This window comes from Pseudoalteromonas sp. SMS1, assembly GCF_021530565.1.
Classification (GTDB): domain Bacteria; phylum Pseudomonadota; class Gammaproteobacteria; order Enterobacterales; family Alteromonadaceae; genus Pseudoalteromonas.
This window is the reverse complement of sequence record NZ_JAKGBI010000026.1, coordinates 42,601-59,926: the sequence shown is the minus strand read 5'-3', so window position 1 is coordinate 59,926 and position 17,326 is coordinate 42,601. Positions and strand designations below refer to the sequence as shown.

11 protein-coding genes are annotated in these 17,326 nt (G+C 43.0%); 7 read left to right on the top strand and 4 right to left on the bottom strand.

Going from position 1 to position 17,326, the window contains the following annotated elements:
• Positions 1-56: 56 nt before the first annotated feature.
• From nadK to recN, 3 genes are all read left to right on the top strand, one after another.
• Positions 57-941, top strand: coding sequence for an NAD(+) kinase (gene nadK / locus L1286_RS21680; protein ID WP_235409135.1), 885 nt, complete (start codon positions 57-59; stop codon positions 939-941).
• A gap of 62 nt (positions 942-1,003) precedes the next feature.
• Entirely contained in the window at positions 1,004-1,597 is a 594-nt protein-coding gene (locus L1286_RS21675; protein WP_235409134.1) for a hypothetical protein, read from the top strand.
• A gap of 62 nt (positions 1,598-1,659) precedes the next feature.
• Positions 1,660-3,339, top strand: a complete 1,680-nt coding sequence (gene recN / locus L1286_RS21670) for a DNA repair protein RecN (RefSeq protein ID WP_235409133.1) — start codon at positions 1,660-1,662, stop codon at positions 3,337-3,339.
• 434 nt (positions 3,340-3,773) lie between these two features.
• Here the strand turns inward: recN and L1286_RS21665 are convergent, their stop codons facing one another.
• The 3 genes from L1286_RS21665 to L1286_RS21655 all read right to left on the bottom strand — a co-directional run bounded on the left by L1286_RS21665 (position 3,774) and on the right by L1286_RS21655 (position 10,472).
• Positions 3,774-5,189: an FAD-dependent oxidoreductase gene (locus L1286_RS21665; protein WP_235409132.1), complete on the bottom strand. Its 1,416-nt coding sequence runs from the start codon at positions 5,187-5,189 to the stop codon at positions 3,774-3,776.
• A 10-nt stretch (positions 5,190-5,199) separates the two neighbouring features.
• Positions 5,200-9,657 carry a glutamate synthase large subunit gene (gene gltB, locus L1286_RS21660; RefSeq protein ID WP_235409131.1) on the bottom strand — a complete coding sequence of 1,486 codons (4,458 nt, stop codon included), beginning with the start codon at positions 9,655-9,657 and terminating at the stop codon, positions 5,200-5,202.
• 479 nt (positions 9,658-10,136) lie between these two features.
• Positions 10,137-10,472 (bottom strand): Grx4 family monothiol glutaredoxin, encoded by a 336-nt coding sequence (locus L1286_RS21655; RefSeq protein WP_063359249.1) that lies wholly within the window; start codon positions 10,470-10,472, stop codon positions 10,137-10,139.
• A gap of 235 nt (positions 10,473-10,707) precedes the next feature.
• On the opposite strand from L1286_RS21655, the gene L1286_RS21650 reads away from it, so the two are divergent.
• The 4 genes from L1286_RS21650 (at position 10,708) to L1286_RS21635 (ending at position 16,243) form a co-directional block, all read left to right on the top strand.
• Complete coding sequence (locus tag L1286_RS21650) at positions 10,708-11,289, top strand: Fe-Mn family superoxide dismutase (RefSeq protein ID WP_235409130.1); 582 nt, start codon at positions 10,708-10,710, stop codon at positions 11,287-11,289.
• Between the two features lie 192 nt (positions 11,290-11,481).
• The gene (locus L1286_RS21645; RefSeq protein ID WP_235409129.1) at positions 11,482-13,404 is read left to right on the top strand and encodes a PrkA family serine protein kinase; all 1,923 of its coding nucleotides are present in this window, start codon (positions 11,482-11,484) and stop codon (positions 13,402-13,404) included.
• A gap of 23 nt (positions 13,405-13,427) precedes the next feature.
• The gene (locus L1286_RS21640; RefSeq protein WP_235409128.1) at positions 13,428-14,714 is read left to right on the top strand and encodes a YeaH/YhbH family protein; all 1,287 of its coding nucleotides are present in this window, start codon (positions 13,428-13,430) and stop codon (positions 14,712-14,714) included.
• A 17-nt stretch (positions 14,715-14,731) separates the two neighbouring features.
• On the top strand, positions 14,732-16,243 hold the full coding sequence (locus tag L1286_RS21635; protein ID WP_235409127.1) for a SpoVR family protein: 1,512 nt from the start codon (positions 14,732-14,734) through the stop codon (positions 16,241-16,243).
• A 111-nt stretch (positions 16,244-16,354) separates the two neighbouring features.
• On the opposite strand, the gene L1286_RS21630 is transcribed toward L1286_RS21635, so the two are convergent.
• The gene (locus L1286_RS21630) at positions 16,355-17,326 is read right to left on the bottom strand and encodes a sensor domain-containing diguanylate cyclase (RefSeq protein ID WP_235409126.1); all 972 of its coding nucleotides are present in this window, start codon (positions 17,324-17,326) and stop codon (positions 16,355-16,357) included.

The following is a 17,326-nucleotide window of genomic DNA, read 5'->3' as shown; positions in this document are numbered from 1 at the left end:
GTCTCAAATTTAAGATAATCTTGAGACAGTTTAAATACCAAGGATATGCGTTAAAAATGAGCACTCCATTTCACACCATCGGCCTTATTGGAAAACCCAACCATGACGGTGCCGCTCAGACCTTACATCGCCTTTATACATTTTTGCAAGCGCTTGGGTATGAAGTTTTTGTAGAACGTCGAGCAGGAAAACAACTAACAGGTTTGTCGGCAGTACAACTTTTAGATCTCGTTGAGCTGGGCGAAAAGTGCGACCTCGCTGTTGTTGTGGGTGGTGATGGGAACATGCTTGGTGCAGCCCGTGTATTAGCCCGCTTTGACGTTGCTGTGATTGGCGTAAACCGAGGTAACCTTGGTTTCCTAACCGACCTTAGCCCCCATGACTTTGAGCCTGAACTAGAGCAAGTACTGAGTGGCAATTTTGTCGAAGAGCATCGTTTTTTACTGGAAGTGGAAGTTTACCGACATGCACAATTAAAAAGTGCAAATTTAGCCGTTAATGAAGCCGTCTTACACGCAGATAAAGTCGCTCATATGATCGAGTTTGAAGCATTCATCGATGATAAATTTGTCTTTTCTCAGCGCTCTGATGGGCTAATAGTGACGACACCCACCGGGTCAACTGCATACTCACTTTCGGGTGGTGGGCCAATTCTTACCCCTGAGTTGAATGCTGTGGCGCTTGTTCCTATGTTTCCACACACTTTATCAAGCCGACCGTTGGTCGTGGATGCGAATAAACAAGTGAAGCTGAAATTAAGCCCAGAAAATACCGCGAGCTTACAAGTCAGTTGTGATAGTCACGTCGTATTAGCATTGCTACCAGGAGACGAAGTTGTGATTAAAAAAGCATCACAAAAGCTGCGTCTGATTCATCCTACGAGTTATTCCTACTACCATGTTCTTAGAGAAAAACTAAATTGGGGCAGTAGGCTTTACTAAAGCAAATTTGTTAAGCAGAATAGGGCTGATTTATTTTCTATATTAGGGAAAAGTAATACAACATGACTTACATAGTGATTGTGTCGATAGTGTTGCTCATCACTATCCTTGGCGTCTATATGGTTATTGAGAACAATCGACAGAAAGCACGAGATGCCGAGAAACGCATTTTCAATGAGCGGGTTAAGGATATTACGAGTTTATACAAACGAAAAATATCTGAATATGTCGATTGCAAACTGATTAGACCAAAACATGCACCTAAATTTAATGCCATCGTAAGCAATTTCTTTGTGGTTCAACCGCATAATGATGAGAATTTAGATAGGCTAGAGAAGGTAAGTGAGCTGCTGCTCATGCAAATCGGTTCGGAATTAAATAAATGTAGAAATAATGACAGCTTAGAGTTGCTATCAGAGCAATTGTTTCTTTTTGCTGCCGAGTTACCTTCATCCGGTATTGCGTACAATAAATCATTTTACACTGAGGTGTTACCAGCTCTGATCTCTCGCATTCAAACACCTGACTCATTTGAACCTGTTGACTCTAATCAAGAATCTCATGCCGAAGATAATGAAAATGTAGAGGCTGACGAACAACAACCTGGGCAGGACGAATCCCCAGTTCAACGCCAAACTGCAGACATTGCCAATTAAAAAGTTGCATTTTTTATAGATGCTGTATAGATTAACAGTAAAATACTGTTTGGATATACAGCATGCTTACGAGTTTGCAAATTAAAAACTTTGCGATTGTCAGTGAACTAAATATCGACTGGCGATCCGGAATGACAGCAATTACAGGTGAAACTGGCGCAGGTAAATCCATTGCCATCGACGCCCTCTCTTTATGCCTGGGCGAACGTGCTGATGTTAACGCCATCCGCCCGCAAAGTAACAAAGCAGAAATCTCAGCTCAATTTGATATTCGTAACTTACCGCAGGCCCAACAATTCTTGTCAGAGTTATTACTCGATGATGAAGAGCAAAACTGTATATTACGCCGTGTCATTACACGAAATGGACGCAGTAAAAGCTTTATTAACGGCTCGTCCGTAACGGCTGCTCAACTCAAAGAATTGGGGCAAATGTTGATTGCAATTCACGGCCAACATGCACATCAATTACTTCTAAAACCTGAGCATCAATTGGGGCTGTTGGATGCCTATGCTGGTCATAACAACCTACTCAATGCTGTAAAAGCACAGTATACACACTATCACAAGCTGCAAAAGGAACACGCCCAATTGTTAAAGCAGCAGCAAGCACAAGCCGCAAAGAAGCAATTACTAGAGTACCAAGTAGAAGAACTCGATGAATTTGCGCTACAAGAAGGGGAATATGAGCAAATAGAGATCGAGCACAACCGCTTGAGTCACTCACAAACATTGGTGGAAAACTGTCAAAGAGAGCTAATGAGCCTGTATGAACAAGATGATCAAACAGTACTGAGCCAGTTACAGCATAGTGTACAAACTTTTTCCGAGCTAAGCAGTTTAGATAAATCACTCGAAGGCATCAGTACTATGCTCAATGAAGCCGCAGTTCAGCTTGAAGAAGCTTGCAGAGAGATCCGCAGCTATGGCGAAAATATCGAACAAGATCCTCTTAGACTTCAAGAAATAGAAGAACGCCTTACTCAAGCGATGGCGCTTTCCAGAAAACATCAAATTCAACCAGACCAATTAGCTGCACATCACCAAGCATTAAAACAAGCGCTAGACAATATTTGCTCTGACAACGCGCGAATTGACGACTTGGAGCATGAAATTGCAGAAGCTCTACATGCTTATCATATTTCGGCAAGCCAACTCAGTGAAAGTAGAGTACAGTCCGCAGAAAAGTTAAATGAATTGATTACACAGAGTATGCATGAGCTGTCGATGGAGAACGGCCGCTTTGCGATTGAGTTAATCAAAGAGCATGATCGCCGCCCTAATGAATTAGGCATGGACAATATTGATTTTCTCGTCTCAACCAACCCCGGTCAGCCCATGCAACCTCTCGCCAAAGTGGCATCTGGGGGTGAGCTGTCACGTATTAGCCTAGCCATTCAGGTTATTATTGCCAACAAAGTGACAACGCCAACGCTGATATTCGATGAAGTCGACGTCGGCATTTCCGGCCCAACCGCGTCGCAAGTAGGAAAACAGCTGAGATTGCTTGGCAAATCAACACAAGTAATATGTGTTACCCACTTACCTCAAGTGGCATGCAGTGGCCACCAGCAATTCTTTGTCAAAAAAGAAGTAGACAATGCACAAACCTACACATCTATGGTGCCTTTAAACGAGCATCATCGTATCGACGAAATAGCACGGTTATTGGGCGGAGATAGCGTCAGTGAGACAACTCGTGCAAGTGCAAAAGAGTTACTGGTGGTCCAAGGGGCCGCTTAAGAAAATTTGGCCTTGTTACGAGCTTGATACTTAAAAGATTGCAACAGGGCTCCCGATAGCACAGGTGTAACAGGACACGCACGTTGTAAATGCAGGCTCGCTGCGTTGTGCACACAACCGATAGCAAACTGCTTTACAAGCTGCAATTGAGATCCATACTGCAGTGGCGCTTGTTACCCTAATTTGAACACCCTCCTCTCCTACGCTCTTCATTTTTCACTCCAAGAAACGCGAGCTTCGAATTCTCTGATGGTGGTGATTAGTTTAAACTTGATATATCAAGCCCCAACCAGCCAGTAACGGCTGTGTTTACTACGACCTCAATTTAAATTTTAGAAGCCCCACCGCAAAGAAAAAACCCCAACACATTACCTGTACTGGGGTTTGCAACGTAATATAGATTCTCACATCATGTGATGATTTACTCTAAACACCTAAACATCTATATAATCTAGGATCCCTTCTGCGGCATTTCGACCCTCAAATATGGCCGTAACGACCAAATCTGAGCCTCTCACAGCATCACCGCCTGCAAATATTTTCGGATTACTTGTTTGGTGGGTAAATGACCCTTGCTCTGGGGCGACAATGCCACCCCAATGGTTAATTTCAACATCGTAATTGGCAAGCCATGCAAGGTTGTGCGGTTTGAAGCCAAAGGCCAATACAACCGCATCGGCTTCAATAATATGCTCAGAACCTTCCACTTCCTGCGCTCTGCGTCGACCATTACTATCTGGTGCGCCCAGCTCTGTTCTGACCATTTTAACACCACATACATTGCCCTGCGCATTCAGAACAATGCCCTTTGGCTGGACATTAAATTTGAAAATAACCCCTTCTTCCTTGGCATTTTTCACTTCGCGCTTGGAACCTGGCATATTTTCTTCATCCCGGCGATATGCACAGACAACGGAGCTGGCATTTTGGCGCACAGAGGTTCTCACACAGTCCATTGCGGTGTCACCACCGCCTAATACAACCACGCGTTTATCCGTCATGCTGATGTAAGGTTGTTGAGACTCATCATAGCCCATAACTCGGTTAGTATTACCGATCAAGAATGGCAGTGCATCATACACTTGTTTCGCATCTTCGTTCTCCAGCCCACCACGCATATATTGATATGTGCCAACACCAACAAACACCGCATCGTATTGTGCAAGCAGCTCATCCATACTGATATCTTTACCTACTTCTGTGTTCAACTTGAACTCTACGCCCATTTCACTGAACACTTCTCTGCGCTTTTCCATGACTGATTTTTCAAGTTTGAATGATGGAATGCCAAAGGTGAGTAGGCCGCCAATTTCTGGGTTGCGATCATACACAACGGCTTTAACACCATTTCTTACAAGGATATCTGCACAGCCTAGCCCAGCAGGCCCAGCGCCAATAATCGCAACTCTTTTATCCGTCCAAGTTACATAGGACATATCTGGCTTCCACCCTTGGGCAAAAGCAGTGTCGGTAATGTACTTTTCTATGTTACCGATTGTGACCGCACCAAACTCATCACTTAAAGTACATGCCCCTTCACACAATCGGTCTTGTGGGCAAACTCTGCCACACACCTCTGGTAAACTATTTGTTCTGTGCGATAACTCAGCCGCTTCAATGATGCGCCCTGTTCGAATGAGCTTAAGCCACTGAGGGATATAATTATGAACGGGGCATTTCCACTCACAATATGGGTTGCCACAGTCTAAGCATCGATCGGCTTGTGAACCTACCTGTTGCCCAGAAAATGGCTCGTAAATTTCAACAAAAGAGCTCTTTCGTGTTGATATTGGCTTTTTACGCGGATCTACACGTTGAACATCGATAAACTGATATACATTCTCGCTCATGATTCCTCCTTTACTGCGCCTGCACTCTAAGTTCAGCACTACTTCTTGCTCGGTGCCCAAGTAAGCTCTTTACATCACTCGATTTAGGTTTAATTAACCTAAACATTGGAATGTACAAGTCAAAATTCGCCAGAATTTGTTCGGCACGATCGGAACCTGTCAGCTCTAAATGTTCTGCTATCAATCCTCTTAAATGCTCTTGATGAGAAGGTAATGAGTCAAGTGTCAATACCTCAACCAACTCGGGATTGTAACGTTTTCCAATGTCATTTTCTTCGTCAAGCACATAGGCAAAGCCACCAGTCATGCCTGCGCCAAAGTTAACTCCGATGTGTCCAAGAACACACACCACACCACCAGTCATATATTCGCAACCATTGTCTCCAAGTCCCTCGACCACAGCTTGAACACCGGAGTTACGAACGGCAAAACGCTCCCCTACTCTACCCGCTGCGAACAACTTCCCACCAGTTGCACCATATAGACATGTATTACCAGCTATCGTAGCTTGATGAGATTTAAAGCTCGACCCAAGCGGTGGCCTTATTACGAGTTTTCCACCGGCCATCCCCTTTCCAACGTAGTCGTTCGCATCACCGACTAAAGTTAACTCTAACCCGCCGGCGTTCCAAACGCCAAATGACTGCCCGGCCGTACCATGCAACTCAATTGAAATTGGGTCAGCCGCCATGCCTTGGTTGCCGTACTTACCGGCAATGTAGCCAGATAACATCGCCCCCACAGAGCGATCCGTATTTTTTATCCTGCTCACTAGCGAAGTGCCAGACTTCTCATCAATCGCCTGCTGCGCTTTTACCAATAAGGATTCATTTAGTTCACCACAGTAATGAGAGGTATTTTCCGCGCTACAGTACAACGTCTCATTTGTTGGGTTATTTGGCTTGGCCAAAATGGGACTTAGGTCTAACTGACGCTGCTTATCACTATTTCCTTCCAAGGCTTCTAGTAACTCCGTGCGACCAATTAGATCTGTCAGTTTGGCCACCCCTAATGACGCCATAATTTCTCTTGCTTCTTGCGCAATGAACTTAAAATAGTTCATTGCCATTTCGGGCAAGCCATGAAAATGCTTTTGCCTGAGCGTATCGTCTTGCGTTGCAACGCCAGTCGCACAATTATTTAGGTGACAAATTCTGAGATACTTACACCCTAATGCCACCATAGGACCGGTACCAAACCCAAAGCTCTCTGCGCCTAAGATGGCTGCTTTGATGATGTCCAACCCGGTCTTTAAGCCACCATCGGTTTGCAGTCTAATACGATGCCTCAATCCATTTTCAACAAGCGCTTGCTGGGTTTCCGCCAAACCTAATTCCCAAGGACAACCGGCATACTTCACTGACGTGAGTGGACTAGCCCCTGTACCGCCATCGTACCCAGCAATTGTGATCAGATCTGCGTAGGCTTTTGCAACACCTGTCGCAATAGTCCCAACACCTGGTTCAGAAACCAGCTTAACTGAGATCATCGCAGATGGATTTACTTGCTTGAGGTCGAATATCAACTGCGCGAGATCCTCAATCGAATAAATATCGTGATGTGGCGGTGGTGAAATCAGTGTCACACCGGGTACTGAATAGCGTAATTTGGCAATATAAGGCGTGACTTTCTCGCCTGGCAACTGCCCACCTTCGCCAGGTTTTGCACCCTGTGCGACTTTAATTTGAATAACATCAGCGCTTTGCAGGTAGTGCGGTGTAACGCCAAACCGACCCGAAGCAACTTGCTTGATCCGCGAGTTACGCTCGTTACCAAAGCGTGCTTTATCCTCGCCTCCCTCTCCTGAATTAGAGTATCCACCCAAACGGTTCATTGCAATTGCCAGTGCTTCATGGGCTTCTGGCGACAAGGCACCAATACTCATAGCAGCGGAATCAAAGCGTTTGTAAAGCTCTGTTGCTGGCTCAACGTCATCAACCGATATACCTGACTCAGGCAGCTTAAGTTGCATTAAATCTCTTAAGTTTGTCACTGGGCGGTTATTGACTATCTCAGCATATTTAAGATAATCCTCGTAATTACCCGATTTTACGGCCACCTGAAGAGACTGAACGACATCAGGGTTATAGGCGTGATATTCGCCACCATGGACATATTTTAGCAGTCCACCATGACTTAGCAGTTTGCGCTTACTATAGGCTAATTTGTGAAGAAGCTTGGTTTCGGATTCAAAATTGTCAAAGCCAGCTCCTTTAATTCGACTCACAACCCCTTTAAAACACAAATCAACCACGTCATCGCCAAGTCCGACTGCCTCAAAGAGCATCGAGCAACGATAAGATGCAATCGTACTGATCCCCATTTTGGACATAATCTTGTACAAACCTTTATTAATCGCATTGCGATATGCTAGCGTGACATCACGATAGGACTTTTTGATCACTCCCTTATCTGCGAGCGAGACCAACGTCTCATATGCTAAATAGGGATAAATCGCCGTTGCGCCAAAGCCTAATAAAACCGCAAATTGATGTGGGTCACGCGCACTGCCCGTTTCAACAATAATATTTGAATCGCAACGTAAGTTATTATTTACTAACCTTTGTTGCACGGCACCAACAGCCATTGCTGCAGGAATAGGGAGCAGATTTTTAGAAATATCTCTGTCACTTAAAAGTATCATTACGCAGCCTTGAGCCGCTTTCTCTTGCGCTTCATCACACACACGGCGAATTGCCTGCGCTAACCCTTCAGACGGGTTATAATTTAAACTCACCACACCCACTTTGTAGTGTTCATCACCTGCAGACTTGAGCTGTTGAACATCTGAAAACGTTAAGATTGGAGAATTAAACTGGAGCCGTTTAGCATGGCCTGTTGTTTCATTAAACACGTTTTGTTCACGGCCAATACATGTGGCGAGAGACATGACATGGTTTTCTCTCAGCGGATCGATGGGCGGATTAGTTACCTGAGCAAACTTTTGTCTAAAATAATCATAGAGCGCGCGCGCGCCCTGTGAGAGTACAGCAAATGGTGTATCATCTCCCATTGAGCCTGTAGCCTCTTGGCCATTCGCCCCCATGACACTAATTACCTGTTCGACTTCTTCGTTACTATAGCCAAATTGCTTTTGATATGTCAGTAGTACTTCATCGTTAAAATCTCGCTGACCTGCATCTTTTTCATCAAGTTCCTCGAAGGGCGTCAGCTGCTGAACATTTTGCTCAAGCCAAGCGCGATAAGGATGCCTTGCTTTAAGATCTTGGTCAATTTCTGATGATTGCCAAATCTTACCGTGTAATGTATCCACAACGAGCAGTTCACCGGGTCCTACTCGGCCCTTCTCTATGACTTCATCGGCTTGATAATCCCAAATCCCGACTTCAGACGCGACAGTAATAAACCCATCCTGCGTCACAACATAGCGAGCGGGTCTTAAGCCATTTCTGTCTAAGTTACACGCAGCAAATCGACCGTCTGACATTACAATGCCAGCGGGGCCATCCCAAGGCTCCATATGCATCGAATTGAAGTCATAAAACGCGCGAAGATCATCATCCATAGCACGATTTTTTTGCCATGCCGGTGGTACAAGCATGCGCATCGCTCTAAAAATGTCCATCCCACCAGCGAGAAACAGCTCAAGAATATTATCAAGGCTGGATGAGTCAGACCCAGACTCGTTTACAAACGGGGCCGCTGCTTGAAGGTCAGGTAATAACGGTGAAGAAAATTTGTAGGCGCGTGCGCTTGCCCACTGCCTGTTACCCATAATCGTGTTTATTTCGCCATTGTGAGCGAGATAACGGAATGGTTGGGCTAATGGCCATTTAGGCTGGGTATTGGTTGAAAATCTTTGATGAAAGACACATATCGCACTGGTCATTCTTAAATCTGCCAAATCTTCATAAAAATTCGGCAGATCGGCTGGCATCATTAAACCTTTATACACAGTTACCAAGCCAGACAGACTAGAGATATAAAACTGGTCATCGTTTTTAATTCGTTTTTCGATACGGCGCCTTGCAATGTACAGACGACGTTCTAAATCTTTTGGACGCCACCCCTCAGGTGCGCTGACAAAAACCTGCTCAAATTGTGGCAATTGCGCTTTGGCTATTGGTCCAAGCATTGATGGCTGTGTCGGCACGACTCGCCACCCCACAATAGACAGTGTTTCTTTTTCTAATTCTTCATTAATAACCGTTTTTGCAATGCTTGCAAGTGTTGGGTCTGAGTTCAAAAACACCATACCAACCGCGTAGTTTTTACCTAAATGCCAATCATTTTCTGCTGCGATTGCTCGAAAGAAACTGTCCGGCTTTTGAAGTAATAAACCACACCCATCACCAGTTTTCCCATCGGCTGCGATTCCACCTCTGTGCTGCATGCGATCAAGACCCGTGATCGCGGTACGAATTAATTTGTGACTTGCTTGGCCTTGCGCATGTGCAATTAGGCCAAACCCACAGTTATCTTTTTCTAATGCCGAGTCATATAACATAGACCCCTCCCCTTGCTACAACTGCCAGCTAAAATGACTTCGACGATTTACTGGCAGATATTCAAAATTAGCGCTGAATTAAAATTGAGTCAACAAAAAGAAGAATAAATATTCACTCTCTTGAATATTTTTCAACGACCCTATTTTGTAACCAAAATTTAATAAGTCGCAATATTACAGGATAAAATGACATTTAAAACACAATGACACCGGTATCAAATGTTAAATCATTCATAACAAACGAAAAACACATAACAGTTTACGTAAACGTAAACATGCAAAACAATGAATAACTATTCACAATGGTAATATTTGACATTTTTTCTAGTCATATAGGGAAAAGCTATGTTTGTGCGATGGTAAGAATACGCAAGGATGAAATTGAATTTCGGGCAATCGGTCACAATGCGACCAAGCGGAAGGCATAAAAAAACCCGAGCAATTAGCCCGGGTTTAAATCACACGAATAGTGCGTAAGTTTATTCTGCTGCTTCTTTGTATTTAGCCGCAGTTTCTGTGATGAGTGGCTGTAATTCGCCTTTTTGGAACATTTCTATGATGATATCACAACCACCAATAAGTTCCCCTTCAACCCAAAGTTGAGGAAAAGTTGGCCAGTTAGCATAATGAGGCAGCTCAGCACGGATATCTGGGTTTAACAGAATATCTACATAAGCAAACTGCTCACCGCATGCCATAAGGGCCTGTGAAGCTTGAGAAGAAAAACCACAGTTTGGTAACTTTGGAGAGCCCTTCATATATAGAAGAATCGGGTTTTCTGCAATTTGCTGTTTAATCTTTTCAATGGTTTCCATATATACCTCAAATGACGATATTATCAGTTCACATACACTCTGACCTGATTAAAAATAGTGCATATGAATCATTCAGACTACAAGTCTTAGCTACGCCCATTGCTGTTTGCTAAAACTTGAGTAAAATACTCAGGAATTATAATATCACTATACACAACCAAAACGTACCGAAATGTGCCCGTAGCAAGGCAACTTTTTAACAGTTTTGGGAATTCAACAAAAAATGGAGATTAAAATGGCTTTCGAACTACCGTCACTTCCTTACGCTATTGATGCACTTGAGCCGCATATTTCTAAAGAAACTTTAGAATTTCATCACGGCAAACACCACAACACTTATGTTGTTAAGCTTAACGGCCTAGTAGAAGGCACAGACTTCGCTAACAAAACATTGGATGAAGTGGTCCTTAGCTCTGAAGGCGGCATTTTCAATAATGCAGCGCAAATTTGGAACCACACTTTCTACTGGCATAGCCTTTCACCAAATGGTGGTGGTGAAGCGCAAGGTAAGGTTGCAGAATTAATCAACGCGAAATGGGGCTCATTCGCGGCATTCCAAGAAGCGTTTAATGACAAAGCTGTAAACAACTTCGGTTCAAGCTGGACTTGGTTAGTTCAACTTGCTGATGGTTCTTTAGACATTGTTAACACATCAAATGCTGCTACGCCTTTCACTGAAGAAGGTGTAACACCAATTTTAACAGTAGACCTTTGGGAACATGCTTACTATATCGATTACCGCAATGTTCGTCCTGAGTACCTAAAAGGCTTCTGGTCACTAGTTAACTGGGATTTCGCAAACGAAAATCTAGCTTAAATACAACGGTATAACTGTACCAATTTAAGCAATAAATAAGGCGCAATCGCGCCTTTTTTTGTCCTCGTCAAAATTCGCTATCACATTAAATTCTCATATTTTTTAAGCAAATATCCAATAACACGACTAAGCTTTAATTAAGCCTTGCATTTTAACCCCAGCTTTTTTTTAAACAGGTTATTGGAGTTTGATATGACTATATTTGAGCATTACCAATCCCGATACGAAGCAGCTAAAGAAGAAGAATTCACAATCGCTGAGTTTCTCGAAATTTGTAAAGAGGATAAGGCAGCTTATGCCAGTGCGCCTGAAAGATTGCTCATGGCCATCGGCGAGCCAGAGATGATAGACACTTCTACCGACGCTAGATTAAGCCGGCTCTTTTCGAATCGGGTTATCGCACGTTACCCAGCATTTCAAGAGTTTTATGGCATGGAGGATGCCATTGAGCAAATCGTTTCTTACTTGAAGCATGCAGCTCAAGGGCTAGAGGAATGTAAACAAGTCCTCTACTTACTTGGACCTGTCGGTGGTGGTAAGTCATCGATTGCAGAAAAACTCAAGTACTTGATGCAACAAGTGCCTGTATATGCGATTAAAGACTCGCCCGTCAATGATCACCCCCTCAGTCTTTTTAATGCGCAAGAAGATGGCGAATTGCTTGAAAAAGAGTTCGGTATTTCAAAGCGCTATTTGAAAACCGTGATGTCTCCATGGGCGACAAAACGCCTCCATGAATACAACGGCGACATCAGTAAGTTTAAAGTTGTCAAGCGCTACCCGTCTATTCTTGACCAAGTGGCAATTGCTAAAACAGAGCCCGGAGATGAAAATAACCAAGATATTTCAGCACTAGTAGGCAAGGTAGATATCAGAAAACTAGAACATTTTGCGCAAAATGATCCTGATGCTTACGCGTATTCTGGCGCTTTATGCCTTGCCAACCAAGGTTTAATGGAATTTGTTGAAATGTTTAAAGCGCCCATCAAAGTGCTACACCCCCTGCTAACAGCAACACAAGAGGGCAATTACAATGGCACCGAAGGCATTTCAGCTTTGCCGTTTAACGGCATCATACTTGCTCACTCTAACGAATCTGAATGGCAAACATTCAAAAACAATAAAAACAATGAAGCATTTTTAGACCGCGTCTTTATTGTGAAAGTACCTTATTGTTTGCGGGTGTCTGAAGAAGTCAAAATCTACAAGAAACTGCTCGAAAATAGTGAGCTTAAAAATGCACAATGCGCACCAGGCACTTTGGAAACGCTGGCTAAGTTTTCATCATTATCAAGAATTAAAGAACCCGAAAACTCAAGTATTTACTCCAAAATGCGGGTGTATGATGGTGAAAGTTTAAAAGACACCGATCCCAAAGCAAAATCTTATCAAGAGTACCGAGATTATGCTGGAGTAGATGAAGGCATGAACGGTTTGTCGACACGCTTTGCATTTAAAATTTTGTCGCGTGTTTTTAACTTTGACCACGTTGAAGTCGCTGCAAACCCCGTGCATTTATTCTATGTGCTTGAACAGCAAATTGAGCGCGAACAGTTTAGTGCAGAAGTACAAGAGCGCTACTTGAGTCATTTAAAAGGCTACTTAATTCCGCAATATGTTGAATTTATCGGTAAAGAGCTACAAACCGCTTATTTAGAGTCCTATTCAGAATATGGGCAAAATATTTTTGACCGTTATGTAACCTATGCTGATTTTTGGATTCAAGATCAGGAATATAGAGACCCTGACACAGGCCAGCTTTTCGATAGATCAGCACTGAATGCAGAACTTGAGAAAATTGAGAAGCCCGCGGGCATTTCAAACCCCAAAGACTTCAGAAATGAAATTGTGAACTTCGTTCTGCGGGCACGCGCCCACCATAATGGTGATAACCCGGTTTGGACAAGCTATGAGAAGCTGAGAACAGTTATTGAAAAGAAAATGTTCTCAAATACCGAAGACTTACTACCCGTAATCTCATTTAATGCCAAAACTTCAGCAGAAGATCAGAAAAAGCACGAGGACTTTGTCAATCGAATGATGGAAAAAGGATATACCCAGAAGCAGGTTCGGTTACTTTCTGAGTGGTATTTGAGAGTGAGAAAGTCACAGTAATCTTAGCGATTGGAGGATGGTCTATGGCACATTTCATCGATCGAAGATTGAATGGGAAAAACAAAAGTACGCCGAATAGACAAAGGTTTATTCGGCGCTACAAAAAACAAATAAAAGAAGCAGTTTCAGACGCGATAAATAAAAGAAGCGTCACCGATATCAGTAGTGGAGAGAGTATTTCTATTCCACAAAAAGATATCAGTGAACCTGTGTTCCACCAAGGAAAAGGCGGCAACAGACATCATATCCATCCCGGTAACGACCAGTTCACAACGGGGGATAAAATTCAAAGGCCCCCCTCTGGACAAGGTGGTGGGGCAGGTGAAGGGAATGCGAGCGATCAAGGTGAGGGACAAGATGACTTTGTCTTTTCGATATCAAAAGATGAATATCTTGACTTACTATTCGAGGACCTTGAATTACCTAATTTGCAAAAAAGTCAGCTCGATAAACTCGTACAAATGAAAACCCATCGAGCTGGGTTTTGTAATGATGGTATGCCAAGTAATCTGGATATAGTACGCTCGCTGAAAGGGTCTATTGCTCGGAGAATAGCAATGACCGCAGGTAAAAGATCCAAACTCAAAGAGCTTGAACAGGAGTTAGCTGAGCTGCTGGCGGAGCCTGTGCCGCCTCAACAAAAGATACAAAAACTTGAGGAAGAGATCGACACACTTAAGAAGCGTATCGCGGCCGTACCTTTTATTGATAATTATGATTTACGCTTTAGAAATTATGAAAAAAGGCCACATCCCACCAGCAAAGCGGTGATGTTTTGTTTGATGGATGTCTCTGGTTCAATGGATCAGGCCACTAAAGATATGGCCAAACGCTTTTATATACTTCTCTATCAATTTTTAACTCGCACTTATAAAGATATTGAAGTGGTGTATATCCGCCATCATACACAGGCAAAAGAGGTCGATGAGCAAGAGTTTTTTTACTCGCAAGAAACCGGTGGGACCATCGTGTCTAGCGCCTTAAAGCTAATGGATGAAATCGTTGCGGAGCGCTATTCACAGGGTGATTGGAACATATACGCTGCTCAAGCATCAGATGGTGACAATTGGGCAGATGATTCACCACACTGTACGGATATATTGGCTAACAAGCTATTGAAGGTGGTCAGGTATTACGCCTACATAGAAATTACAACAAGAGCTCACCAAAGTTTATGGCGCGAATATCAAGGCCTATCTGCAGCTTATAGTAATTTTGCTATGCAGCACATACGCTCGGTTGAAGATATTTATCCAATCTTCAGAGAATTGTTTAAGAAAAACCGCCAAAAGCAGCAAGGTGCAGCATAATCAGAGGGGAAGCGCAAATGACCTATAACCCTTTAAATGACGGTCCTGACTGGACATTTGAACGACTTGAAATGTATCAAGCCGAGATTGCACGCGTTGCCGAACACTATCGACTTGATACTTATCCAAATCAAATCGAGGTAATAACCGCAGAACAAATGATGGATGCATACTCGAGTGTCGGCATGCCGATCGGCTATGCACACTGGTCCTATGGCAAAAAGTTTATCCAAACGGAGCAAAATTATAAACGCGGACAAATGGGGTTGGCATACGAAATCGTCATTAACTCAGATCCTTGTATCGCGTACCTAATGGAAGAGAATACGCTGCCCATGCAAGCACTGGTTATGGCCCATGCCTGCTACGGACATAACTCTTTTTTCAAAGGCAATTATCTGTTTAAAACCTGGACCGACGCATCCTCTATTATCGATTATCTCGTCTTTGCAAAAAATTATGTCGCACAATGTGAAGAAAAGTATGGGATTGAAGAAGTTGAGAACTTACTGGATTCTTGCCATGCGCTTATGAACTATGGTGTGGACCGCTATAAAAGACCACAGCAAATCTCACTATTCGAAGAGCAGAAAAGACAAAAAGAGCGAGAGGATTATCTGCAATCACAAGTCAATGAATTATGGAAAACGATACCCACAAACAAACAAGAAGACATAGAAAATCTACCCAAATTCCCTTCTGAACCACAAGAGAACATACTTTACTTCATTGAAAAGAATGCGCCCTTACTCGAATCCTGGCAGAGAGAGATAATACGTATTGTGAGAAAAATATCACAATATTTTTATCCTCAACGACAAACGCAGGTAATGAACGAAGGCTGGGCAACTTTTTGGCACTACACCATCCTTAATCATCTATACGATGAGGGTAAACTCAGTGATGCATTTATGCTCGAGTTCCTCCAAAGTCATACCAATGTCGTTTACCAACCCCCCTACAACAGTAAGTTTTATTCAGGTATTAATCCTTACGCACTGGGGTTTAATATGATGGTAGACATTAGACGGATATGTGAAAGTCCAACTGAGGAAGATAAATATTGGTTTCCCGAATTTGCAGGAAAAGATTGGCTAGATACCCTGCATTTTGCAATGGAGAACTTTAAAGATGAGAGCTTTGTCAGTCAATTTCTGTCGCCTAAAATCATCAGAGATTTTAAACTTTTCACCATCTTAGATAAAGAATCGTCCTCTCACCTAGAGGTCAGTGCCATTCATGATGAAACTGGTTATTTAAAGGTGAGAAATAGCCTATCAGCACACTATAACCTAAGTAACAATGAGCCCAATATCCAAGTGTACAATGTGGATGTCAGAGGTGACCGTTCATTAACATTGAGATACGTGCCTCAAGATAAAATTCCGTTAGCTGAGTCAAAGATTGAAGTCTTAAAGCACTTATATAGGCTTTGGGGGTTTGAAGTGCGATTGGAGCAACTCGAAGACGACGGTACGATTACTCTATTAGGGCAATGTCCACTAACTCCTTCTGAAGAAGAAACATAAAACGAGAAGAGCCTGAAGACTTCACTTCAGGCTCTTTCAATTTAAACCATAAAAATCATATTGTCTGTTAGGTCGGGAACTTTAACAAGCGCGGTACCTTTGGGGTCACCTTCATTGAGACATAGAAGGGTCATAGATAGTCACTTTATTTCTGCCATTTTCTTTCGAGTGGTAAAGGGCTGCATCCGCCGCTTCTATCCATTGTTCGTGTTTATTAAATGACTCATCATAACTGGCAATACCAAGGCTGACCGTCAATTTAATTTCTTTTTTGTCATAATAAATCACTGAATTTTCAATCATGCAGCGTAACCTTTCAGCGAATATCATGGCACCTTCAGCGTCAGTATCGACCAAAGTAACAGCAAATTCTTCACCACCATAACGACCCGCAATATCGGTTTCTCGCAATGTCTTTTTTAACAAGTCAGATAGATGCCTAATTGCTTCATCACCACCGCTATGCCCATACTCATCATTGATACGCTTAAAAAAATCAATATCAAACATGAGTAAAGTGCTACAGCCATGATTGCGCTTTAGTCTTTTAAACTCTTTTCTTAAAGATTCTTCCCAAAATCCCCTATTTGACAATTTGGTCAGTGCATCTGTGCGGCTCATTTCTTCTAATGTCTTGTTTGCTTTTTCGAGCTCAAGCTTATTCATTGCTTCATCAGTCACATCGTACAGAATTACACAGATATGACCGACTTCCCCAGTCACTGTTGTCAACGGAATGAAGGTTGCGTTCTGATACATATACTCCGCTTTACCAGTGATGGGCCGGTAGTTTTTGAAACGGAATATATATGGCTGCTGTTCCCAGATGGTAAACGAGCGATTTTTTAGCACAAAGACGGGCTCTGCTTTTCCTCGAAACCACGATTCGTCAATGCCAGGAAACAGATCAAAAACATCTTTATCCTTCACAGCACTGGGCAGCAGACCAGAATGATTTTCCATAAAACCATTCCAAATACACACCCTATAGTCTCTATCTAGTACAACCAGACCAACATCTACGGTGTTAAACATATCCATCAGCCAATGGATTTCATTCATATCAAAATCAGAAGCAGGCAT